This is a genomic window from Frigoribacterium sp. CFBP 8766, from assembly GCF_014841435.1.
Classification (GTDB): Bacteria; Actinomycetota; Actinomycetes; order Actinomycetales; family Microbacteriaceae; genus Frigoribacterium.
This window is the reverse complement of record NZ_JACYTX010000002.1, coordinates 130,630-152,310: the sequence shown is the minus strand read 5'-3', so window position 1 is coordinate 152,310 and position 21,681 is coordinate 130,630. Positions and strand designations below refer to the sequence as shown.

At 73.4% G+C, this 21,681-nt stretch carries 19 protein-coding genes; 8 read left to right on the top strand and 11 right to left on the bottom strand.

What is annotated here, in order from left to right:
- The first annotated feature begins 13 nt into the window (after positions 1-13).
- The 4 genes from IFT90_RS06560 to IFT90_RS06545 all read left to right on the top strand — a co-directional run bounded on the left by IFT90_RS06560 (position 14) and on the right by IFT90_RS06545 (position 3,424).
- Entirely contained in the window at positions 14-493 is a 480-nt protein-coding gene (locus IFT90_RS06560; RefSeq protein WP_192041548.1) for a heme-degrading domain-containing protein, read from the top strand.
- A 75-nt stretch (positions 494-568) separates the two neighbouring features.
- On the top strand, positions 569-1,075 hold the full coding sequence (locus tag IFT90_RS06555) for a hypothetical protein (protein WP_192041547.1): 507 nt from the start codon (positions 569-571) through the stop codon (positions 1,073-1,075).
- A 78-nt stretch (positions 1,076-1,153) separates the two neighbouring features.
- A complete protein-coding gene (locus tag IFT90_RS06550) occupies positions 1,154-2,725 on the top strand; it encodes an APC family permease (protein WP_192041546.1) in 1,572 nt (523 codons plus the stop codon).
- A 102-nt stretch (positions 2,726-2,827) separates the two neighbouring features.
- A complete protein-coding gene (locus IFT90_RS06545; RefSeq protein WP_192041545.1) occupies positions 2,828-3,424 on the top strand; it encodes a hypothetical protein in 597 nt (198 codons plus the stop codon).
- An 18-nt stretch (positions 3,425-3,442) separates the two neighbouring features.
- On the opposite strand, the gene IFT90_RS06540 is transcribed toward IFT90_RS06545, so the two are convergent.
- Positions 3,443-3,937, bottom strand: coding sequence for a DUF427 domain-containing protein (locus IFT90_RS06540; protein ID WP_192041544.1), 495 nt, complete (start codon positions 3,935-3,937; stop codon positions 3,443-3,445).
- Positions 3,938-4,053: 116 nt separating this feature from the next.
- Here IFT90_RS06540 and IFT90_RS06535 point away from each other — a divergent pair, with 116 nt between their 5' ends.
- Complete coding sequence (locus IFT90_RS06535) at positions 4,054-4,521, top strand: DIP1984 family protein (protein WP_192041543.1); 468 nt, start codon at positions 4,054-4,056, stop codon at positions 4,519-4,521.
- A 393-nt stretch (positions 4,522-4,914) separates the two neighbouring features.
- On the opposite strand, the gene IFT90_RS06530 is transcribed toward IFT90_RS06535, so the two are convergent.
- From IFT90_RS06530 to IFT90_RS06520, 3 genes are all read right to left on the bottom strand, one after another.
- Entirely contained in the window at positions 4,915-6,768 is a 1,854-nt protein-coding gene (locus IFT90_RS06530) for a hypothetical protein (protein ID WP_192041542.1), read from the bottom strand.
- A complete protein-coding gene (locus IFT90_RS06525) occupies positions 6,765-7,946 on the bottom strand; it encodes an OmpA family protein (RefSeq protein ID WP_192041541.1) in 1,182 nt (393 codons plus the stop codon). The genes IFT90_RS06530 and IFT90_RS06525 overlap by 4 nt, the downstream gene beginning before the upstream one ends.
- Positions 7,947-8,276: 330 nt before the next feature.
- Positions 8,277-8,924: a helix-turn-helix domain-containing protein gene (locus IFT90_RS06520; RefSeq protein ID WP_192041540.1), complete on the bottom strand. Its 648-nt coding sequence runs from the start codon at positions 8,922-8,924 to the stop codon at positions 8,277-8,279.
- A gap of 81 nt (positions 8,925-9,005) precedes the next feature.
- Between IFT90_RS06520 and IFT90_RS06515 the strand changes: the two genes are divergently transcribed.
- Complete coding sequence (locus tag IFT90_RS06515; RefSeq protein WP_192041539.1) at positions 9,006-10,172, top strand: NAD(P)/FAD-dependent oxidoreductase; 1,167 nt, start codon at positions 9,006-9,008, stop codon at positions 10,170-10,172.
- Positions 10,169-10,900, top strand: a complete 732-nt coding sequence (locus IFT90_RS06510) for a bifunctional 2-polyprenyl-6-hydroxyphenol methylase/3-demethylubiquinol 3-O-methyltransferase UbiG (protein WP_192041538.1) — start codon at positions 10,169-10,171, stop codon at positions 10,898-10,900. Before IFT90_RS06515 ends, IFT90_RS06510 begins: the two co-directional genes overlap by 4 nt.
- A 280-nt stretch (positions 10,901-11,180) precedes the next feature.
- Here the strand turns inward: IFT90_RS06510 and IFT90_RS06505 are convergent, their stop codons facing one another.
- The 5 genes from IFT90_RS06505 to IFT90_RS06485 form a co-directional block, all read right to left on the bottom strand.
- Positions 11,181-11,630, bottom strand: a complete 450-nt coding sequence (locus IFT90_RS06505; protein ID WP_192041537.1) for a MauE/DoxX family redox-associated membrane protein — start codon at positions 11,628-11,630, stop codon at positions 11,181-11,183.
- 111 nt (positions 11,631-11,741) lie between these two features.
- Entirely contained in the window at positions 11,742-14,837 is a 3,096-nt protein-coding gene (locus IFT90_RS06500; protein WP_371812290.1) for a glycoside hydrolase family 2 TIM barrel-domain containing protein, read from the bottom strand.
- A 149-nt stretch (positions 14,838-14,986) separates the two neighbouring features.
- On the bottom strand, positions 14,987-15,991 hold the full coding sequence (locus tag IFT90_RS06495) for a carbohydrate ABC transporter permease (protein WP_192041535.1): 1,005 nt from the start codon (positions 15,989-15,991) through the stop codon (positions 14,987-14,989).
- Positions 15,988-16,980 carry a carbohydrate ABC transporter permease gene (locus IFT90_RS06490; RefSeq protein ID WP_244638373.1) on the bottom strand — a complete coding sequence of 331 codons (993 nt, stop codon included), beginning with the start codon at positions 16,978-16,980 and terminating at the stop codon, positions 15,988-15,990. Before IFT90_RS06490 ends, IFT90_RS06495 begins: the two co-directional genes overlap by 4 nt.
- Entirely contained in the window at positions 16,977-18,314 is a 1,338-nt protein-coding gene (locus tag IFT90_RS06485) for an ABC transporter substrate-binding protein (protein ID WP_192041534.1), read from the bottom strand. The genes IFT90_RS06490 and IFT90_RS06485 overlap by 4 nt, the downstream gene beginning before the upstream one ends.
- A gap of 120 nt (positions 18,315-18,434) precedes the next feature.
- Here IFT90_RS06485 and IFT90_RS06480 point away from each other — a divergent pair, with 120 nt between their 5' ends.
- The gene (locus tag IFT90_RS06480; RefSeq protein WP_197980374.1) at positions 18,435-19,103 is read left to right on the top strand and encodes a TetR/AcrR family transcriptional regulator; all 669 of its coding nucleotides are present in this window, start codon (positions 18,435-18,437) and stop codon (positions 19,101-19,103) included.
- Between the two features lie 90 nt (positions 19,104-19,193).
- Here the strand turns inward: IFT90_RS06480 and IFT90_RS06475 are convergent, their stop codons facing one another.
- Complete coding sequence (locus IFT90_RS06475; RefSeq protein WP_192041533.1) at positions 19,194-20,747, bottom strand: amino acid permease; 1,554 nt, start codon at positions 20,745-20,747, stop codon at positions 19,194-19,196.
- Complete coding sequence (locus IFT90_RS06470; protein ID WP_207106317.1) at positions 20,744-21,679, bottom strand: universal stress protein; 936 nt, start codon at positions 21,677-21,679, stop codon at positions 20,744-20,746. The genes IFT90_RS06475 and IFT90_RS06470 overlap by 4 nt, the downstream gene beginning before the upstream one ends.
- Positions 21,680-21,681: the final 2 nt, after the last annotated feature.

Below are 21,681 nucleotides of genomic sequence, written 5' to 3'. Positions count from 1 at the left end.
TCCCGGAGGCACCATGACCGACGACACGCTGCTGCGCACCCTCGCCGAGCAGGAGGAGCGCCTCACCTTCCGCAGGTTCACCACGGACACGGCCCTCGACCTCGGCGCCCACGTGCTCGCCGGTGCTCGTCGGCGCGGCCTGCCCGTCACGATCGCCGTCCTCAAGGGCCGCCAGCGGGTGTTCCACGCGGCGCTGCCCGGCACCTCCCTCGACAACGACGAGTGGCTCGACCGCAAGGCCCGCGTCGTCGAGCGCTACGGGAAGAGCTCGTGGCGGGTCGGCGAGCAGTTCCGGGTGGACGGCTCGACCTTCGACGAGAAGTCCCGCCTCGACACGGCGGTCTACGCGGCGCACGGCGGGGTGTTCCCCGTGATCGTCCGCGGCGTCGGCATGGTCGGCTCGGTCGGCGTCTCGGGCCTGCCCCAGGCCGACGACCACGCTCTCGTCGTCGAGCTCGTCGAGGACTTCCTCGACCACGGCTACGACAGCTGACCGGCAGCCCAGCAGCCCGGCACGACACAGCACCACTTGACACAGCATGACCCGACAGGCCCCCGAGGAGGCGCGGTGACCGACGACGAGGCCGTCACGGCTGCCGATTCCCTCGCGCGCCTCCTCCGCGAGACCGCCTCCGAGCTGGACGCCCGGCACGCCCGCGACGAGGCGCTGGCCACGGTAAAGGCCTCGCGGAAGCTGCTGCTCGTGCACACCTCGGCGTCGATGCAGCCTGCCGGACGGGCCTGGCGGCTCGGGGTCCTGCTGCTCGGCCGCGACGGCGAGGTGTGGGCCACCGGCCGGATCACCCGCGCGACCGAGCCGAAGAAGGAGCAGGGCCTCTCGGCCTCGGTCGAGGAGCGCCGCGACGCCCGCCGGGCCGCCTCGAAGAGGTTCACCGAGGGCGAGGTCGTCAACTTCGAGCACGTCCGGCTGCCGCTCGACGCCGACTCGCTGCGGAGCGGGGCGTCCGACCCGCTGCTGCTCCGCGACGGGGTCGTGCACGTGCGCTGGGGCCGCGGCCCCGACGAGGTCCGCGAGCTGCGGGCCTACCTGGCCGACCGGTCCGAGTTCGTCTAGGCCGCCTCCTCGGCACGCTCGTTGCACACGCTGCAACTTCGCGGGCAGCACGTGACCCGGGCCGCGCGGCGGAGCAGGATGGGCCGTCAACCGGACCCGTGCAGCACCGATGCGCCCCAGGAGGCCCTCGTGTCGACGACCACCACCCCTCCCGACCAGCCGACCGCCGCCTCCGGCGCTGCCCCCGACGGGGAGGAGAAGACGGAGCTGAAGAGGGCCATCGGGCCGAAGCTGCTGCTGCTCTTCATCGTCGGCGACATCCTCGGCACGGGCGTCTACGCGCTGACCGGCCAGGTCGCCGCCGAGGTCGGCGGGGCCGCCTGGCTGCCGTTCCTCATCGCGTTCGGCGTGGCGCTCGTGACCGCGTTCTCGTACCTCGAGCTCGTCACCAAGTACCCGCAGACCGCCGGCGCCGCCCTCTACGTGCACAAGGCGTTCGGGGTGCACTTCGTGACGTTCCTCGTCTGCTTCGTCGTGATGTGCTCGGGGATCACCAGCGCCTCCACCGCCTCGCGGGCGTTCGCGGCGAACCTCGCGGTCGGCGTCGGGCTCGAGCTGCCGAACATCGCCGTGATGGGCATCGCGATGGGCTTCATGCTGCTGGTGATGCTCGTCAACTTCCGCGGCGTCAGCGAGAGCGTCAAGGCGAACGTCGTGCTCACCCTGGTCGAGCTGTCCGGTCTCGTGATGGTCATCATGATCGGCTTCTGGGCCATCGCGGGCGGCAATGCGGACCTGTCGCGCGTCACGATCTTCGAGACGCCCGGCGACAAGTCGCTGCTGCTCAGCGTGAGCACGGCGACCTCGCTCGCCTTCTTCGCCATGGTCGGCTTCGAGGACAGCGTCAACATGGCCGAGGAGACCAAGGACCCGAGCCGCATCTTCCCGCGCACCATGCTCACGGGCCTCGGCATCACCGCCGTCGTCTACGTGCTCGTCTCGATCTGCGCCGTCGCCGTCGTCCCGATCGGCGAGCTCGCCGACAACGAGACGCCGCTCGTCACGGTCGTGGACACGGCCGCCCCCGGCTTCCCGATCGGTCAGCTGCTGCCGTTCATCTCGATGTTCGCCGTCGCCAACAGCGCCCTGATCAACATGATGATGGCGAGCCGGCTGCTCTACGGCATGAGCAAGCAGGGCGTGCTGCCCGGGTTCCTGTCGAGGGTGCACCGCACCCGCCAGACCCCGTGGGCGTCGATCGTCTTCACGACGGCGCTCTCGCTGCTGCTGATCGGCTACGTGTCGCTCAGCCCGGAGTCGCCCGTCGTCGCCGTGCTCGGCGGCACGACGTCGCTGCTGCTGCTCGTCGTGTTCGCGATCGTCAACGTCACCGTGCTCGTGCTGCGCCGCGACGACGTCGGCCGGCACCACTTCCAGGCCGGGCGCGTGCTGCCCGTCGTCGGCGTCGTCGCCTGCCTCTGGCTGGTGCTGCCGTTCTCGTCCGGCCGGGGCGGCGAGCAGTACCAGATCGCCGGCATCCTGCTGGCGATCGGGGTCGTCCTGTGGGTCGTCACGATGATCTCGCGGCGCGGACGCGGCGGCGGAGGAGGCGTCGATCGGGGAGCCGGCGGCGGCGCCCGAGCCGAGGAGGCGCGGGTCGCGTCGACCGGCGACGCGGGCGACCCCGAGGCGGTGCCGCCCGCCCGCTGACCGAGGTGACGTGAAGGATGCCTGCCGGGATCGTCCAGGACAGGGCCCTATATTCGGTCGGGTCCACCCCGTCCGACCCCGTCACCGCCCCGGGAGCCCGCCGTGCGCCGTCTCGTGATCGCCGCCTCCGTCGTGTTCTGCGGCGGGGTCGTCGCCCTCGTCGTGGCGCTCGTGATGGTCGTGGCGTCGCTGGCCGGCACGCCGGACGAGCCGTCCGAGCCGGTCGCCGTGGGCGTCACCTGCCCCGACGTCGAGCCCGTCGTGGTCGGCACGATCAGCGTGCCCGCCGGGCCGATCGCGGGCTACTGCCAGGACAGGCTGATCAACGCCGCCTGGATCATGGAGGCGGCGAAGGCCCAGGGCATCGGCACCCACACCCAGGCGATCGGGGTGATGACCGCGATGGGCGAGTCGAGCCTCCGGAACATCGACCACGGCGACGAGGTCGGTCCGGACAGCCGGGGGCTGTTCCAGCAGCGGGACAACGGCCAGTGGGGCACCTACGAGCAGCGCATGGACCCGTACACGGCGGCGACGAGCTTCTTCACGAAGCTGGTGCGGATGCCCGGCTGGAAGGAGCTGACGCCGACCCAGGCCGCGCACGCGGTGCAGGTCAACGCCGACCCCGACCACTACACGAAGTGGTGGGCGGACGCCGAGACGGTAGTCGCGGCCCTGACGGCGAGTCCCGCTCCGTAGCTCGACGCCTCGACGCGGCTACCAGCCGAGGGTGCCGGGGGCTCCCTTGAACGGTCCGACGACGCGCGACGTGATCCAGCCGCCGTAGAAGTCGCCGTCCTGTGCCTCGACGACCTCGCCGTCGACCTCGCACGAGTCGAACCGGCTCGGGTACAGCGCGACGTGGTCGGCGAGCATCTCGTAGCCGGGCCAGGGGCTCGGGTAGGTCCACCCTGCCGAGGAGGCGGTGGTCCCGCCGCCCCGGACGTCCAGGTAGCGGGCCGTCCCCTTGAACTCGCACATGCTGCGGCCCTGGCCCGCCGACAGGGCGCCGTCGACGAACGCCTCGCGGGGCAGGTACCAGACCGGCGGGTGGCTCGTCTCGAGCACGCGGTAGGCGCCCGTGGTGTCGGCGACGACCTCGCCGCCGAGCCGGACGACGACGCGCTCGGGGCGCGCCTCGACGCGGGGCGGCCTCGGGTAGTCCCAGACGGATTCCTGGCCGGGCCCGGGCTCGATGCGCTTCGCTCTCATGGCGCCATCCTGCTCCCGGCGGCTGGGCGACCGGCCGTGCCGCCGCCTCCTGCGCGACCGGCGGCGGTGCCTGCGGCGGCGGTGCCCGCGGCGCCGGTGCCTGGCAGGATGGCGGCATGAAGCTCGCCGAGGCCCTCATGACCCGTGCCGACCTGCAGCGACGGATCGCGCAGGCGCAGGAGCGGATCCGCCAGAACGCCCGCTACCAGGAGGGCGAGGAGCCCGCCGAGGACGCCGCGGCCCTCGTGGACGAGGTGTCGCGGTCGCTCGACCGCCTCGAGGAGCTGGTCGTCGCGGTCAACCTGACCAACGCCTCCGTGCTGCTCGCCGACGGTCGCACCATGACCGCCGCCCTGGCCCGCCGCGAGACGTTGCGCGCGCGGCACAGCCTCCTGTCGAGCGCGGCCGACGCGGCCCAGGGCGCCGGCGGCGGCGGCTTCCGTCAGCTGCGCAGCGAGCTCCGCCAGTTCGCGGCGCTGCCCGTCGCCGAGCTGCGCCGTCGGGCCGACGACACGGCCCGCGAGCTGCGCGAGCTCGACGTCGAGATCCAGCGCACCAACTGGGAGGCGGACCTCACGACCTGAGACGAGGCACCACCGCGCGCGGAGAGTCGGTAGACGCCTCCCGGAGCGAGCACGAGCCGTGGCCGGCGGTCATCCCGGCCCCTGTCGGCGCGAGGGCAGCGCCATCCCCGCATGATGCAGCCCTGCACGCCGCACAGGTGACGTCTCATCGACGACGTCTCATCACCGTGTGCTGGCCGGGCGACGTCGAGGGCGGGATCGGGGACCTCTCCGCGTGGCACTGCCAGACGCGTCCGGGCCTGGACGCAGCTGCGCACTCGGGGTGGGTGCGGAGGGGTGGGGTGGGCTGACTGCCTCGGCAGGCGAGAAGGGACACCGCGGGCGTGGGCCCGCGCCTGCGGCGTCCCCTGACGCCGTCGAGCCGGCGGGGCGGGGCGCGGGCGTGGGCGCGCGTCAGTCGGCGAGGTCGGTGACGCGCGGCGCCCGGATCTGGCCGAGGGCCTCGTCGAGGCCGCCCCGGGCCGGGCGGACGACCGGCAGGGCCGCCCCGACGTGCACCGTCCCGGCGAGCGACCGCGTGTACCGCAGGGTGCGGGTGCTCGGGCCGCGGTTCGCCCGGCGGTCGCCGGTCTGCTCGATCCGGGCGGCGGCACGTTCCGCACGGGCCGAGACGACCGCGACGCGTCGCTCGAGCCGGTCGAGCTCGAGGTGCAGCTTCCGGTCGCGCCGGTGGGCCTTCCGCAGGTGCCGCCCGAGGTGCAGGAGGCGGTCGGTCGCGCTCGTGCCGTCGCGCAGCTCCGTGCGGTAGATCAGGTGCCCGATGCCGGCCATCACCACGCCGATCGCGACGCCCAGCAGCAGCGCCAGGGGCAGGGGCGCCCCCGAGACCAGGGCGTCGTCGACGATGCGCACGCCGATCAGCACGCCGGGCAGCACGGTCAGCACGTGCACGTAGACGAGCTGCAGGCGGAGCTGCACCGCGCCGTCGGGCACCACGACCTCGCCGGAGTCGTCCTTGTGCACCCGGTGCGCGTGCCCGAAGTGGTGCAGTGCGTAGGCGACGCCGAGGGTGAAGAGCAGCGCGAAGACGATCGACGTCGTGAAGGCGATCGGGTCGGTCGCCGGCATGAACACGTCGACGTTGAGCACGCGGGACATGAAGTAGGCGAACAGCGCGAAGTCGGCGAGCACGAAGAACAGCAGGAGGCGCTTGCGGGCCCGCGACTCGGTGCGGTGCTTCTCCGAGCCCGAGTCGAGCGACGCCTCGATCGCCACGGACAGCCGGTCGGCGGTCGCCCGGGCCTCGTCCCGGGTCACCGTGCGGCCCGTCGTGTCGAGGAGGGGCTCGTCGCCCGAGCGGTCGAGGCGTCGGAGCACCTCGCGGTGCCGCGAGCTGAGCGCGGTGAGGCGGCGCGCCGCCGGGTCGAGCACCTGCCGCGTGCGACGGGCCAGCCACCTCTCGGCCGCGACCTCGGTGCGCAGCCGGAGCGCCGCCTCCAACGGGGTGTGGTCGTCCACGCCCTCGGGCAGGTCGGCGCGCAGGCGCTCGTCGTGCAGGCGCGGGGCCGTGGCGACGTGCCGTGCCGGGATCGGACCGACGCCGACGAGCGAGAAGACGAGGTCGCCGGTGGGGATCGCTTCGACGGCGCGGGCTCGCGGGAGCGTGCCGGCCGGGCGGGGCGCCGGGAGCGGGGCGGGCGCCGTCGCTGCGGGTGAGCTCGGGGCGAGAGAGCTCGGGGCGACGGCAGTCGGGACGGAGGCTCGCGGCGCGGCAGCGGTCGGGACGGCAGCAGGCGGGACGACAGCGGTCGGGCCGGCATCGTGCGCCTCGGGCACCGTCGGATCGGCAGAGGTCGCCGCGACGGCTCGCGTCAGGGGGACGGTCGGCCTGGTCGGTTCGCGGTCGGGCCGACTGGCGAGGCGGTCTCGCACGCGGGCTTCGCGCCAGGCGTCCAGCCGGTCCGTCGGGCGCGGGTCCGTCCGGCCGGTCAGGCGCTCCGTGACCTGGACGTCGGGCTGGCCGACGAACGGTCTGGTGTCCTGCGTGTCCGAGAACGGGATCAGGGGCTCGGTGATCTCGGCGTCCCGCGAGCCGGGCAGGGACTCGCTGACCTGCAGGTCCGGCCACCTGTCGAGGCGCTCGGTGACCTGGTCGTCCGGCCAGGCGTCGAGGCGCTCGGTGACCTGCGCGTCGGGCCGGGCGTCGAGCCGCTCGGTCACCTGCGCGTTCGGCCAGCCGTCGAGGCGCTCGGTCACCTGGTCGTCGGGCCGGTAGTCATGGCGGGAGTCGGGGCGGATGTCGGTCATGACGCGGTGTCCTCACTGCGGAAGGTGATCTCGACGCGGCGGTTCTGCGCCGCGAGCTGGTCGTCGAAGACGCCGCCGGGCAGGTCGTCGACCACGGGGTCGGCGTCGCCTCGGCCGACGACGTCGCCGAGCGTGCCGGTGGGGGCGCCGAGGCGCACGAGGGCGTCGTGGACGGCCTGCGCCCGGTCGAGGCTGAGCTGCTCGCCGTCGACGACCCCGGCGCGGGTGTCGGCCGCGTGGCCGACGATGTCGGCGGCGACCCCGGACGGGCACCGTCCGAGCTCGTCGGCGACGCCCTGCAGGGCCGTGTCCGCGGTCGAGCCGAGGGCCGCGGAGTCGCCGCCGAAGAGGACGGCGGCCGAGAGCACGAGCGGAGCGGTGCACGGCGTCGCGTCGCTCGTCACGGGCACGACGGGCACCGCCGAGGAGGCGACGGGCGCCTCCTGGGACGCGCCCGCTCCCCCGTCGGTGCAGCTCGTCGCCCCGGCGGCGTCGCAGATCGCGAGCCAGAGCTCGGACAGGCGGCTCGTGGACGAGATCGACGGCGCGGGCTGCGAGCCGGCCGTGCGGCCGAGCCCGACGAAGGTGACGGCGTGCCCGCCCAGGTCGGGCAGGGCGCCCTGGTCCGCGAGGGTCGAGGCGACCGCGGCCGGGTCGAACGACCAGCCGAGCTGCCGGAGGTCGAGGGGGTCCGCGGTCTGCACGCCGCTCGACACGACGACGATCGACCCGCCGTCGTGCAGGGCCGCCGCGGAGGCGAGCACCGAGAGCAGGTCGAGGCCCTCGTCGCCGGCGGTGAGACCGGCCACGTCCGAGCCCAGCTCGTCCAGGGCGTCGGCGACCGCCGCCTCCCTCTTGTCGGGGACCTGCTGCACGCGGTCGGCGGTCAGCATCGGGGTCAGGTCGTGGGCCGACGCGGACGACGTGCCCTGCACGACGACGTCGACGCTGCCCTCGGCGGGCTGGTGCGCCGCGAGGGCGTGGGCGGAGACGGCGTCGGCGGCTCCGGCCCCGAGCGAGGGCAGCGGCTCGGCGGACGTGGCGGTGAAGCCGAGGACGAGCGGCTCGGGCGACTCGAGGGTGCAGCCGGCGAGGACCGCGAGCGCGAGGGCTGCGGCTGCCGTGGCGGCGACCGCGCGGAGAACAGGTCGTCGGGACGCGGGGGGTCGTGGGGTCATGGCGGGTCCTCTGGATCGCGCGGGGCAGGCCCGCTCGGGGACGACTAGCGTCCGGACCTCGAGCGTAGGAACGGGCCGTGCCCCGCCGCAGCCTGCCCAGGGATGACCGGGACCCTCCTTCGGGATGAACCGGGCTCCTCCTCAAGTCGCGACCGCCGGCCAGGCCGACGTCCACACCGTCGAGGTGCCCCGAACGGCTGCCCGCACGCCCGCTGACCGACGATCCGGGGCAAGTCGACCGCGCGCGTGCCCTCTCGGCGAGAGGGGCGGCGACCCGCCCTCGATGCAGAAGACCCGCCCTCGAGAGACGTGCAGCGCGTGCGAGGCGGGTCAGGCGCCGAGGCGGCCGGGCGGCGCCGCCCGCACGTGCATGCGCTCGCCCTGGCGTCCGAAGAGGCTGAGGAACTCGACGGCTCCGGGCCCGACCCGGCCGAACCAGTGCGGCGTGCGCGTGTCGAACTCCGCGGCCTCCCCCGCGGGCAGCACGAGGTCGTGCTCGCCGAGCACGAGCCGCAGCCGCCCGCGCAGCACGTAGAGCCACTCGTAGCCCTCGTGCACGCGGGGGTCCGGCTCGCCCGGCGGCACGTCGGCCTCGATGAGGTGCTTGAACGCCTGCAGGCCTCCCCCGCCGCGCGACAGCGGGACGATCGTCTGGCCGTGCATCGTGACGGGCCGCAGGTGGATCCGCGGGTCGCCGGTCTCGGGTGCGCCGACGAGCTCGTCGAGCGGGACGCCGTGGGCGCGGGCGAGCGGCAGCAGCAGCTCGAGCGCGGGACGTCGCTGGCCCGACTCGAGCCGCGAGAGGGTGCTCACCGAGATGCCCGTCGTCTCGGCGAGCTGGGCGAGGGTACGGCCGCTCGTCGCCCGCAGCGCGCGCAGCCGGGGCCCGACGGCCGCGAGCACGTCGTCGGTCGAGGCGTCGGCTCCGGCGTCGGACCCGCCGAGGGAGCCGTGAGGACGAGCAGGATCGTGAGCCATGCCGCGATCTTGCCACATCGGCAACAGAGCTTGCAGGTCGAGGAGGTGCCGGTCGAGCATGGTCCCAGGAGGTCACCCACCATGACGAACGCCCCGCAGCACCCACCCCGCCCGCTCGCCACCACGATCGCGACGACCGCGACGACCTACGACGTGGTCGTCGTCGGCGGCGGCGCCGCCGGCCTCAGCGCCGGCCTCACCCTCGCCCGCGCCCGCCGTCGCGTGCTCGTCGTCGACGCCGGCGAGCCGCGCAACGCCCCCGCGGCGGGTGTGCACGGCTTCCTCACCCGGGACGGGATCGCCCCGCGCGAGCTCACCCGGCTCGGCCGCGCCGAGGTGGAGCAGGTCGGCGGCGAGGTCGTCGACGGGACTGTGACGCGGCTGGAGCGCGGCGGCGGCGAGCCCGGCGACGCCTCCGTCGCCGAGGCGTCGGCCACGGGGGCGGACGCAGGAGGCGCCTCCTCGTTCACCGTCTCGCTGACGACGCAGGGCGGCGACGACCGCGTCGTCCGGGCCCGACGCGTTGTCGTGACGACGGGCCTCACGGACGAGCTGCCCGACGTCGACGGGCTCGCCGAGCGCTGGGGCCGCGACGTCGTGCACTGCCCGTACTGCCACGGCTGGGAGATCCGCGACCAGGTGATCGGCGTGCTCGGCACGACCCCGTTCGCCGTGCACCAGGCGATGATGTTCCGGCAGTGGAGCGACCGCGTGACGCTCTTCGTGCACGAGGCGCCCGAGCCGACCGACGACGAGTGGGAGCGGCTGGCCGCCCGCGGCGTGCAGGTCGTGACAGGTCGCGTCCGATCGCTGCGGGTCGAGGGCGACGCGCTGACGGGCGTCGTCGTCGACGGGGCCCCCGTGGTGCCCGTCGACGCGCTGGCCGTCGCGGCGGCGGTGCGCCCGAACGGCGACCTGCTCGAGCCGCTCGGCCTGGTGCACGAGCCGCACCCGATGGGGCTGGGGACCGTGATCGCCTCGGACCCGCTGACCGGGGCCACGACCGTACCCGGGCTGTACCTGGCCGGCAACGTCGCCGACGCGCGGATGCAGGTGGTCACGGCCGCCGCCTCCGGCGTGGGGATCGCCGTCGCCGTCAACATGGACCTCATCACCGAGGACACCGACCTCGCCGTGGCGGAACGGCGGCGACCGTTCGGCGTCCGCGCCGAGGCGGAGAACACGACCAGGGTGCTCGGCGACCGCCGGCACGGACTCAGGCACGGACTCGAGGGAGCACGACGATGACGCAGACGACCGGGCAGCACTCAGACGACCAGCACGAGCCGGAGCACGGCCACGGGCGCGATCACGAGCACGGAGCCGACCAGCACGGGCAGCACGCCTCGGAGGAGTGGGGCCGCGACTACTGGGAGGACCGCTACTCGGCCCCCGGCCTGCAGTGGAGCGGGCGCCCGAACCCCGTCCTCGTCGACGAGGCGAGCGGGCTCGAGCCGGGTCGTGTGCTCGACGTCGGCAGCGGCGAGGGCGGCGACGCGATCTGGCTTGCAGGCCGCGGCTGGCAGGTGACCGGGATCGACATCGCGCAAGCAGCGCTGGACAAGGCAGCGGCCCGGGCGGCCGAGGTCGACGAGGAGGCGGCGGCCCGGATCACCTGGGAGCAGCACGACCTCGCCGAGTGGGCTCCCGCGCCAGGGTCGGTCGACCTCGTGTCGTCGCAGTTCATGCACCTCGCCGACCCGGTGCGCGCCGCGCTGTTCCGGTCGCTTGCGGAGGCGGTGGCGCCTGGCGGGACCCTGCTCGTCGTCGGGCACGACCTGTCCGACCTGACCGCGGGGGCCGGTCGGCACGGCAAGGAGGAGCTGATGTTCACGATCGACGACGTGCTCGCGGCCGTCCCGGACGACGGCTGGACCGTCGAGGTGGCCGAGTCACGCGCGCGGCAGGTGCCCGCGACGGACGGCGGGACCACCACGGTGCGCGACGTGGTCGTCAAGGCGACCCGCGCCTCCTAGTCCGCCCGCCCCAGCCCTGCTGGCCCCGCAAATGCCGACCGGAGGCCAGCTCCGGGCACCACAGCACCCGGACTTTCCACTATTGAAGGTCTCGAGGTCGGCATTTGCGGGCACTCGCGCGTGTCAACCGTCGTAGGCGCGGTCCCGACCCGCAAATGCCGACCGCGAGCCGGCTCCGGGCACCGCAACATTCGGATTTCCCGGTATTGGAGGCCTCGCGGTCGGCATTTGCGGGAGAGGAGATCGGGACGGGCGGCGGAGGGGCGGGAGACGCCAGGGGTCAGCGGCGGCGGCGCAGGCGGTCGAGCACGACGCGGCGGTCGCGCCAGGCGCCCGTCGACCAGAGCGCGACGAACACGAGCAGCGGCTGCAACGGGAGGCGCAGCCAGCGCTTGGCGTCGGTGTCGAGCCCGAAGGCGCTCGTCCTGGTGACGAGCTGCGAGATGTTACCCGGGAAGATCGCGACGAAGAACGCCGCCGCCACGAGCCCGACGGCCACGCGCCAGCGACCGAGCGCGATCAGCGAACTGCCGAGCGCGATCTCGACGACCCCCGACGCGAGCACGACCGCGTCGTCGTCGATCGGCAGCCACTCGGGCACCTGCGCCTGGAAGTCGTCCCGCGCGAAGCTGAGGTGGCTGGCACCCGCGAAGACGAGCACGGCTCCCAGCAGGAGGCGGGCGACGGTCCGCGGGACGGACGTGGGACGGGCTGTGGTGCGCTTCGACATCCGACCAGTCTGCTCCTGCCGAGGACGCCGAGTGGTCGGTTCCGGTCGTTCCGTGCTGCACGGATGACCAGGACTGACCACTCGGCGGGCCAGGGTCGACGCCCAGGCCCCCTAGCCGAGCGCGGTCAGCCGCAGCCGCATCGACCGAGCCGACGGCCGCAGCACGTGCGGCGCCGACACGTCGGGCCCGCAGGCCCGCGAGCCGAGCCCGTTCTGCGCCGCGTCGAGCCACAGGTAGGTGTGGTCGGGTTCGGGCAGCTCGTGCGGGTGGCGGGCGGCGTCGACCTGCTGCGCGGTGTGGCGGCGCAGCGTGAAGCCGGGCAGCCGGCCGAGCTCGTCGCCGACGGCGTCGACCCGCAGCCAGTCGCGGCCGTCGGCGCCGGTCAGGTCGAGGCTCCGCAGGTCGCTGCGGTGGCCGCTCTCCTGCGGGCGGGCGTAGTCGACGACGAGGTCGTCGACGGCCGCCGTGTAGCGCCCGACGACCGCGGCGTGGCGGCTGTCCGGGTACGACTCGTGCGGCCCCGTGCCGAACCACGACGCGGTGGCGACGTCGGTCGGCAGGTCGAGGCGCACTCCCACGCGGGGCCAGGAGGTGTCCCAGCCGGCCGTCGGCACCAGGTCGAGCGCGAGCCAGAGCTCGCCGCCCTCGAGCGACCAGCGCTCGTCGACGGTCACGGCCTGGCGGGCGTCGGCGGCGGCCCAGCGGGTGCGGACGTGCACCTGCGACTCCGTCGCCGTGATCTGCTCCACACGCGGCGTCATGCGGTCGAGCCCGAGCCGCAGCCAGGTCGTCTCGGCGCTCGGCAGCTCCGCCAGCAGGTACTGGTCGGCGCGGTGCCGGTCGCGCATCACGTCGACGTCGCGGTCGCGCGGCACCCAGCCGCGCCCCTGGTCGTTGTCGGTGGGCGCGCGCCAGAGCTCGAGCCGCGGCCCGTCGACGGGACGACCCGCCAGCGACACGAGACGGCCGTCGACGAACGACGCCGGCCCGAGGTCGAGCCGACCGGAGGAGGCGCCCGCCAGTCGGTCGCCGGCGGCACCGGGCACGCCGGGTCGCAGCGTCGACGGCGCACGTCGCGCCGCAGCGGCAGGCGTGAGGTCGAGCTGGGCGGTCGCGAGCACGTGCCCCGCGGGCGCCCACTCGGCGTCGGCCGCGGTCACGACCCGCACCGTCGCCCAGGTCTCGCCCGAGGACGAGACCGGCAGTCCGGGGACGGCCAGGACGACCGTCTCCCCCGCGGCGAGGGCGTCGTCGCCGACGCCGGCGACGGGGAGGTCGGCGACCAGCGCCTCCTCGCCGTCGTGCTCGACCGTGAGCCGGACGACCACGTCGGAGGCGTCGGCCGAGTGCCGCAGGTTCGCCACGGTCACGAGCGCCTCGGCACCATCGGCACCATCGGCGTCCTCAACGTCGGCCTCCCCCGCGGCCAGCGACACGCGGATCGGCGCGACGACCTGCGCCCACTCGTACAGGCCGGGCGACGGGGTGTCGTCGCTGAGGACCATCCCGTCCATGACGAAGTTCGAGTCGTGCACGACCTCGCCGAAGTCGCCGCCGTAGGCGAAGAACTCGGTGCCGTCGGCGGTGCGGTGCCGCAGGCCGTGGTCGCGCCACTCCCACACGAAGCCGCCGTGCAGCCGCGGGAACTCGTCGACCAGCGCCTCGTACTCGTCGATCGCGCCCGGGCCGTTGCCCATGGCGTGCACGTACTCGCAGAGCAGGAACGGCTTCGACCGCTGGCGCGCCGCCTCGGCGGGCGTGCAGCCGAGCAGCTGCACCGACTCGTCGCCGCTGCCGATGGCGCGCGTCTCGTCGACGAACGAGTACATCCGCGAGTACACGTCGGTGTAGGCGCCGGTGTAGTCGCCCTCGTAGTGCACGGGACGACCGGTGTCGCGGGCGTGCGTCCACGCGGCCATCGCCGCGAGGTTGCGGCCGGTGCCGGCCTCGTTGCCGAGCGACCACATCACGATCGACGGGTGGTTCTTGTCGCGCTCGACGGTGCGCACCATCCGGTCGACGTAGGCGTCGTGCCAGGCGGCGTCGTCGCTGGGGTTCTCGGTCCAGGCGTCGCGCTCGAAGCCGTGCGTCTCGAGGTCGCACTCGAGCACGACCCAGAAGCCGAGCTCGTCCGCGAGGTCGAGGAGGCGCGGGTGCGGCGGGTAGTGCGACGTGCGGATCGCGTTGACGTTGAACCGCTTCATCTGCAGCAGGTCGCGGCGCGCCCACTCCTCGTCGAAGACGCGGCCGCGGTCGGGGTGGGTCTCGTGCCGGTTGACGCCGTGGAACACGACGCGGCGGCCGTTGACGGTGAACAGGTCGCCGTCGATCCGCACGGTGCGGAAGCCGAGCCGGAGACTGACGACCTCGGCGCCGAGCGCGCTCGACACCGTGGCCTCGTAGAGCCGGGGCGTCTCGGCCGACCAGGGCTCGACGCCCTCCGCCAGCTCGACGGGCGCGACGTCGGCGGCCGTGGCCCAGGTCACGTCCACGCCGAGCTCGGGCACCGCGAGGGTGACCGGGAACGCGTCGGGGCCGGCCGTGACCTCGGGGACGATCGTCGTGCCTCCTGCGGTCTCGCCCGCCGTGCCGTGCCAGGAGGTTCGCAGCCAGACGTCGTCGAGGCCGCCGACCGGGCGGGCCTGCAGCGTGACGCTGCGGAAGATGCCGGGCAGCCACCACTGGTCCTGGTCCTCGACGTAGCTCGAGGCCGACCACTGGTGCACGCGCACGGCGATGACGTTCTCGCCGGGGCGCACGGCGTCGGTGACGTCGAGCTCCTGCGCGAGGCGGCTGCCGACGCCGACGCCGACGTGCACGCCGTTGACCCAGACCGCGTAGCGCGACTCGACGCCGTCGAAGCGGAGCAGCACCCGCTCGGCGCCGTCGAACGAGGCCGGCAGGTCGAAGCGGCGGCGGTGGTCGCCCGTCGGGTTCGCGTCGGGCACGAAGGGCGGCTCGGTCGGGAACGGGAACTGCACGTTCGTGTAGATCGGCGCGCCCCGCTCGCCGTCGCCGGTCAGCACCCAGTGCGACGGCACGGCGATCGACTGCCACGACGAGTCGTCGAGGTCGGGGTCGCCCACGCTGTCGACGGCCTCGCCCTCGGGCAGCACACCGCGGCCCCCGGGGGTGCCGGGCGCGCCGGGCAGCAGACGGAACGCCCACTCCCCGTCGAGCGACAGGGTCGGCGCGTCGGTGTGCAGCCACGACCGGGCGGGGCTGCGGCGACCGGTGCCGGGACCGGTGTCGGCGAGGTAGTCGCCCGGCGCCGGTGCCGAGGCCGCCGGGCTCGGCGACGCGAGGGTCTCCGAGCTGGGGGTCGCGGAGGCGGCGGACGAGGAGGCGGGGGTCGTCACTTGACGGATCCTTCCGTGAGGCCGCCGCGCCAGAAGCGCTGGAGGACGACCATGGCGATGACCAGCGGGATGATCGACAGCAGCACGCCGCCGGTCGTCAGCTGGTAGAACTCGGGCAGCCGGTCGGTCTGGCTGAGCCAGTTGTTGAGGCCGAGCGTGACGGGGAACTTGTCGACGTCGCTCAGCATCACGAGGGGCAGGAAGTAGTTGTTCCAGATGCCGACGAGCTGGAACAGGAACACCGTCACCAGCGCGGGCGTGAGGATGCGCAGCCCCAGGGTGTGGAAGATTCGGAGCTCGCTCGCGCCGTCGAGGCGGGCGGCCTCCATCAGCGACGTGTCGACGGTGGCCTGGGCGTAGATCCGGCAGAGGAACAGGCCGAACGGCGACACCAGCGACGGCAGCAGGACGCTCCAGTAGGTGTTGGCGAGGCCCATCTGGCTGAACAGCAGGAACAGGGGCAGTGCCGTGGCCGTGCCGGGAACCAGCACGCCGCCGAGGATCGTGCCGAAGACGGCGTTGCGCCCGCGGAACTCGTACTTGGCGAGGGCGTAGCCGCCGGCCGCGGCGAAGTACGTCGCGATCAGGGCGCCGACCCCGGCGTAGAGCACCGAGTTGCCGAGCCAGCGCAGGAAGATCCCGTCGCCGTAGGTGAGCACCTGGCCGAGGTTGTCCCACAGGGCGAAGGTCGGGGCGAACCAGAAGCCGAAGGTGCCGAAGAGGTCGCCGGTGGTCTTCGTCGCGGCGACCACGACCCAGTAGACCGGGATGAGGAAGTACAGCGCGACGACGACCAGCACGGCCGTGACGATGATGGTGGAGGCGCGGCTGCGGCCCGCGGACCGGTCCGGCCCGTTGTTCGCCGACCGGCGGGCGGCGGCTCGACCCTCGCCGCGCCTCCTGCCCTGGCCGGCCGTGACGATGGACTCGGTGTCGGTGGGCTGCTCGGCGACCGAGGCGCTCGTCGCGCTCGTCGCGGAGCCCGAGGCACGGGGGCTCATGCGGACTTCCTGTTCGTGATGGTGAGGAACACGATCGACAGCGTGAACGCGACGAGCGCGATCAGCACGGACTGCGCCGCGGCGACGTTGTAGTCGTTGTAGGCGAATGCCGTCGTGTAGGCGCTGAGGTTCGGCGTGTACTGGCTGTCGATGGCCGGTGCGACGCGCTGCAGCACCTGGGCCTCGGCGAAGAGCTGCAGGGTGCCGATGATCGAGAACACGGCGGTGAGCAGCAGGGCCGGGCGGATCAGCGGCAGCTGGATGCTCGTCGCGACCCGCAGGGCCGACGCCCCGTCGACCTTGGCGGCCTCGTACAGCTCGACCGGGATCGACTTGAGCTGGGCGATGATGATCAGCATGTTGTAGCCGGTGTAGCTCCACGTGACGATGTTGGCGATCGACCAGAGCACGGTGTTCGCGCCGAGGAAGTCGGGCGAGACGCCGAAGACCTCGGCCACGTCGATGATCGGGCTGAGGCCCGGCACGTAGAGGAACGACCAGAGGATGGTCGCGATGACGCCGGGCACGCCGTACGGCAGGAAGTACGCGGCACGGAACACGCCCGGCCACTTGGCCGACGCCGACTCGAGCAGCAGCGCGAGCACCGTGCAGAGGATCAGCATGACCGGCACCTGGACGATGCCGAAGAGGAACATCCGGCCGATCGAGGCGACGAAGTTCGGGTCGCCGATCACCTGGGCGTAGTTGTCGAAGCCGGCGAACTCGGTGACGACGCCGGCCTCGCCGAAGAGGCCGCCGCGGGTCACCTTCGTGAAGCTCGACACGAGCGCCATGAGGATCGGGACGATGAAGGTCAGCAGGAACAGGGCGAGGAACGGGAAGAGCAGCACCCAGGGGGCGCGCTTGACGGCGCCGGACGACGCGCCCTTCCTGCGGGTGGCGTCGCCGCCTCCGTCGCGACCCCGGCCGGGCGCCGTGGCGTCCGTCGCCGCTGCCGTCTCGGGCCGCGTCTCCATCCCGGCGCTCATGCGCTCGCCTTGCGGATCGAGAGGCCCTTGTTCTGCATCACCGAGATGATGTCCTTCTCGGCCTGTGCGACGGCGTCGACGAGCGTGCCGCCCGAGGCCTTGCCGCGGAAGCCGTCGCTGAGGATGTTGAACGACTGCTGCGTGACGGGCCACCAGCTCCAGTCCTGGTTCTGGCTGGACTCCTTCGTGGCGGGCACGAACACCTCCTGGTTGTAGTTCTGGCCGCTGAAGAAGGCGCTCGGCTTCTCGCGGAGCGTGCCGACCACGTCCACGGCCGGCGACCAGCCGATGCCGCAGAACTCGATCAGGGCGTTGACGCCCTCGGGGGTGGTGGTCATCCAGACGGCGAACTCGAGCGCCTCCTGCGGGTGCTGGCTGTTCGCGAGGATGGCGGCGGTCGAGCCGCCGAGGAAGCTCGAGGCGTAGCCCGAGTCCCAGGTCGGCAGGGGCGCGACCTTCCACTTGCCCTCGGCGCCGCTGACGCCCTCGATCAGGGCGTCGCCCCACGAGCCGGTCGCGACGGAGGCGATCTTCCCGTCCGCCGCGGCCGAGAACCAGGCCGGGGTGTAGGCACCGTAGGCGGTGGTGACGATGCCGTCGTCGATCGCCTTGTCGAAGAACGCCGCGACCTTCAGCGTGGCGTCGTCGGTCATGTCGATGACCCAGCCGTCCTCCTCCGCGGTGAACCAGGAGGCGCCTGCCTGCGTGGCGTAGGCCGCGAACGGCGAGGCGTCGGCGAGCGGGAACGAGTCCATCAGCACGCCCGCGCCCTTGAGCTCGGCACCGACGGCCGCCCACTCGTCCCAGGTGGCGGGCACGGCCGCGCCGACCTGGTCGAAGACGGCGGGCTGGTAGAACATGCCCATCGGGCCGCTGTCCTGCGGCACGGCGTAGATGCCGCCCGTGTAGCTGACCTGGTTCCAGAGCGTGGGGTCGTACAGCTCCTCGTACTTCTCGGCGCCGTAGCGCTTGAGGTCGACGACGCCGTTGGCGAGCAGGAACTCGGGCAGCGAGCGCAGCTCGACCTGGGCGATGTCGGGCCCGGCGCCCGCGGCGAGCGCCGAGTAGAGCTTCTGGTACCCGCCCGCGTTGCCGCCGGGGATGAACACGGTCTCGACCTGGACGCGGTCCTGGCTCTTGTTGTAGAGGTCGGTCACCTGGTCGAGGCCCTTGAGCCAGGCCCAGTACTCGAGGCGGACCTTGCCGGCGGCCGGCGGGATGGTCGGCAGGGTGTTGACCGAGGTCGTGCCGGGCGTGGCGCAGCCGGCGAGGACGGCGGCGGCGGACGCGCCGAGGCCGAGGCTCAGCAGCTGCCGACGACTGAGAGGACTCATCAGGACTCACTTCGTTGTGGACGGGACGAGACCGACCGTAACACGGCTTTTCGAGTGGTCGCTCGAATTTGGGACGCGGATGCGCACCGAGGAGCCGCGGGTCGTCGTAGGCTCCCGGTCATGACCGAAGGCGCTCCCGTGACGACCCGTGGCCGCGGCGCCCGCGGCGGCCGACGCGGCCCGTACGCGAAGTCCGCCGAGCGGCGGTCCGCCATCGTCGAGGCGGCGTTCGAGGTGTTCACCGCCCACGGGTACCAGGGCGGCTCGCTGCAGCGCGTCGCGGACGTGGTGGGCATGAGCCAGACGAGCCTGCTGCACTACTTCCCGTCGAAGAGCGACCTGCTGCTCGAGGTGCTCCGCCGACGCGACCAGATGTCGAGCGGCGAGTTCGTTCGGGGGGACGGCGTCCAGCTCGCGGGCGACGTCGAGCGCCAGGCTCGGTACAACGAGGGCGTGCCCGGGCTCATCGGCCTCTACACGGTCCTGTCGGGCGAGGCGGTGACCGAGGGCAACCCCGGCCGCGGCTACGTCACGGAGCGGCTCGCCGGCCTGCGACGGGACTACGCCGCGGACTTCCGTGCCCTGGCCGAGGTCGGCCGGCTGCGCGAGGGCGTGGACCCCGACCGGGCGGCCGCCGGGCTCGTCGGGCTGTGGGACGGCGTGCAGCTGCAGTGGCTGCTCGCCCCGAGCGAGGTCGACGTGCCGCGGCTGCTGCGCGACTACCTCGACCTCGTGATCCTGCCTGCCGCGACGGACGACGGGGCCGAGCCCGCGCCTCCTTCGGTCTGACCTACCCCCAGGGCGGGTCGATGCGGTCGAGGGCGGGTCGTGAAGGACCCGCCGTCGACCCAGGTGACCCGCCGTCGACCTGGGGGGGGGTCACTCGGGCAGAGCGGCCTGCCCCTCGCGCTCGTCGCCGGCGACGCCGGCCCGGAGCCCCTCGCCGCGGAAGAACGCGGGGCGCAGCCGGGCGTTGACCAGCATCACCACGACGCCGCCCACCAGGATGGTGACGCCGAGCAGGAACACCAGCCCGACCCCGCCGATCTGCGAGCCGCTGCCGTAGTCCGGGTCCATGCTGTCGACCAGCGTGGTGACGAAGAGCACGGCGAGGATGAGCCCGCCGACGCCGGGAGCGACGATCTGGAAGAACAGGTTGCGGGCCCCGGTGCGCCACTGGTGCCGGAAGTACCAGACGCAGGCGAACGCCGTGAGCCCGTAGTAGAAGCAGATCATCATGCCGAGGGTCGTGATCGTGTCCCAGAGGACGTCCTCGCTGATGAAGCGCATCACCGCGTAGAAGACGCTCGCGACGACGGCGGAGGCGAGGGTCGCGTACCCGGGGGTGAAGAACCGCGGCGAGACGCGGGCGAACTTCGGCGACAGCGCGCCGTAGTGCCCCATGGCGAGGAGCGTGCGGGCCGGCGACACGAAGGTCGACTGGAGGGAGGCGGCGGAGCTGCTCAGCACCGCCAGCGACATCAAGACGGCGAGCGGCCCGAGCACGGGCCCGGCGAGCGCCGAGAACGCGTTGCCCTGGATGTCGGGGTTGCCGAGCCCGACCCCCTCGTCGCCGAGGCCCGCGAAGGTCATCGAGGCGAGCGAGACGAGCAGGTAGACGAGCACGATGATGACGACGGTGAGGGTGGCGGCGCGGCCGGGGGTCGTCCGCGAGCCGCTCGTCTCTTCGGACATCGTCAGCGTGACGTCCCAGCCCCAGAAGATGAAGATCGACAGCGACAGCCCCGCGGCGAAGGCCGAGAAGGTCGGCACCGTCAACGGGTTGAACCAGTCGAGCGAGATGGCCGTGGCGTCGAACGCCGAGCCGCCGCCGACCCGGACGAAGGCGACGATCGCGAAGCCGACCAGCACGAGCAGCTGGAACCCGACGAGCCAGTACTGCACCTTCTGGGTGGTCTGCATGTCGCGGTACGAGATGACGGTCGCCCCGGCCATGAAGGCCAGACAGGTGACGACGTTGATCAGCGGGTTCGCCGCCAGGTCGGCGATCGACGGATCCGAGAAGACCTGTCCGAGCAGCAGGTAGAAGAAGTCCACCGCGATCCCCGCGAGGTTGCTCAGCACCACGATGGTCGCGACCACCAGCCCCCAGCCGGCCATCCAGCCGACCCACGGGCCGAAGGCGCGGACGCCCCAGGTGAACGAGGTGCCGCTGTCGGGCATCGCGCTGTTCAGCTCGCGGTAGCCGAACGCGACGAGGAGCATCGGGATGAACCCGACCAGGAAGATCGCGGGCAGGTGCGTGCCGACCTGCGCGATGGTCGGGCCGAGGGCACCGGTCAGCGTGTAGGCGGGCGCGATGCACGAGATGCCGATGACGACGGCGCCGATCAGGCCGACGCTGCCGGCGCTCAGGCCCTTCGACGACAGGGTCTGGTCGGCGGCGACACCGGACTTCTTGAGGATGCTCACGGGGTGGTCCCTTCGGGGTGGGCGCCGCCCGGGGCGACGCCGGTCCAGGTCGTGCGGGCATCGTGGTCACGAGGAACCACCACGAGGGGGACGGGGACGCCGCGCACGATCTTCGCGGCGACGCTCCCGAGGAACAGCCGACGAGGCTGGGCCAGACGACTCGAGCCGACGAGGGCGAGTTCGTCGTCCCGCCAGGTGAGGGCGTCGATCGCGTCGGCGATCCTCGGGCCCGGGGCGATCTCGACCGTGACGTCGAGGTCGGCGGGGACGCCGTCGAGCGCGATGTCGCGCATCCGCTCCGCGTGCTCGCGTGCCTCGTCGTGCAGGGCGCGCTCGCGGTCGTCGCGGTCGCGGCGCTCGCCGTCCCCGACGGAGTCGAGCGGCACGAGCGAGACGAGCCGCAGCGGGACGCGCGCCGCGGCGGCCGTGGCCACCGCGGTGTCGACGACCGCGCGGGCGCCGGCCCGGGTGCCGACGGCGGCCGTCACGCTGCCGAAGCTGCGGACGCCCCGCTCGGCGAACCCGGCGGGGGCGATCGCCACGGGTACGGGCGCGGAGTGCACGAGGACTCCCCCGACGCTGCCGAGGTGCAGCCGGCCGAGGGTCCCCTCCTTGCCGGCGCCGATCACGATCGCGTCGGCCTCGAGGTCGGCGGCGGCCGCGACCAGGCCCTCGGCGAAGGTCTCGGCCCGGACGAGGTGCGTCGTGGACGTGACGCCGGCCGGGACCTCGGCCGCCGCCTCCTGCAGCCAGCCCTCGGCGAGGTCGTCGAGGTGCCGCTCGTAGCTGGGCGCGGTCGGGACGAGGGAGGCGCGGCCCTGGTCGTGCAGGACCATCACGAGGTCGAGGCGCACGCCGAGCGTGTGCGCGAGGGCCGTGCCGAGGGCCAGGGCGTCGTGCCCCGCGGGGGTGTCCAGGTACCCGACGACCACGC

Bases quoted from the DNA above. Each gene is read 5' to 3' on its own strand.
- IFT90_RS06515 (WP_192041539.1), top strand. From the start codon at position 9,006: ATGACGAACGCCCCGCAGCACCCACCCCGCCCGCTCGCCACCACGATC.
- IFT90_RS06560 (WP_192041548.1), top strand. From the start codon at position 14: ATGACCGACGACACGCTGCTGCGCACCCTCGCCGAGCAGGAGGAGCGC.
- IFT90_RS06485 (WP_192041534.1), bottom strand. From the start codon at position 18,314: ATGAGTCCTCTCAGTCGTCGGCAGCTGCTGAGCCTCGGCCTCGGCGCG.
- IFT90_RS06495 (WP_192041535.1), bottom strand. From the start codon at position 15,991: ATGAGCCCCCGTGCCTCGGGCTCCGCGACGAGCGCGACGAGCGCCTCG.
- IFT90_RS06505 (WP_192041537.1), bottom strand. From the start codon at position 11,630: ATGTCGAAGCGCACCACAGCCCGTCCCACGTCCGTCCCGCGGACCGTC.
- IFT90_RS06510 (WP_192041538.1), top strand. From the start codon at position 10,169: ATGACGCAGACGACCGGGCAGCACTCAGACGACCAGCACGAGCCGGAG.
- IFT90_RS06520 (WP_192041540.1), bottom strand. From the start codon at position 8,924: ATGGCTCACGATCCTGCTCGTCCTCACGGCTCCCTCGGCGGGTCCGAC.
- IFT90_RS06490 (WP_244638373.1), bottom strand. From the start codon at position 16,980: ATGAGCGCCGGGATGGAGACGCGGCCCGAGACGGCAGCGGCGACGGAC.
- IFT90_RS06535 (WP_192041543.1), top strand. From the start codon at position 4,054: ATGAAGCTCGCCGAGGCCCTCATGACCCGTGCCGACCTGCAGCGACGG.
- IFT90_RS06525 (WP_192041541.1), bottom strand. From the start codon at position 7,946: ATGACCCCACGACCCCCCGCGTCCCGACGACCTGTTCTCCGCGCGGTC.
- IFT90_RS06540 (WP_192041544.1), bottom strand. From the start codon at position 3,937: ATGAGAGCGAAGCGCATCGAGCCCGGGCCCGGCCAGGAATCCGTCTGG.
- IFT90_RS06550 (WP_192041546.1), top strand. From the start codon at position 1,154: ATGGGCCGTCAACCGGACCCGTGCAGCACCGATGCGCCCCAGGAGGCC.
- IFT90_RS06530 (WP_192041542.1), bottom strand. From the start codon at position 6,768: ATGACCGACATCCGCCCCGACTCCCGCCATGACTACCGGCCCGACGAC.
- IFT90_RS06480 (WP_197980374.1), top strand. From the start codon at position 18,435: ATGACCGAAGGCGCTCCCGTGACGACCCGTGGCCGCGGCGCCCGCGGC.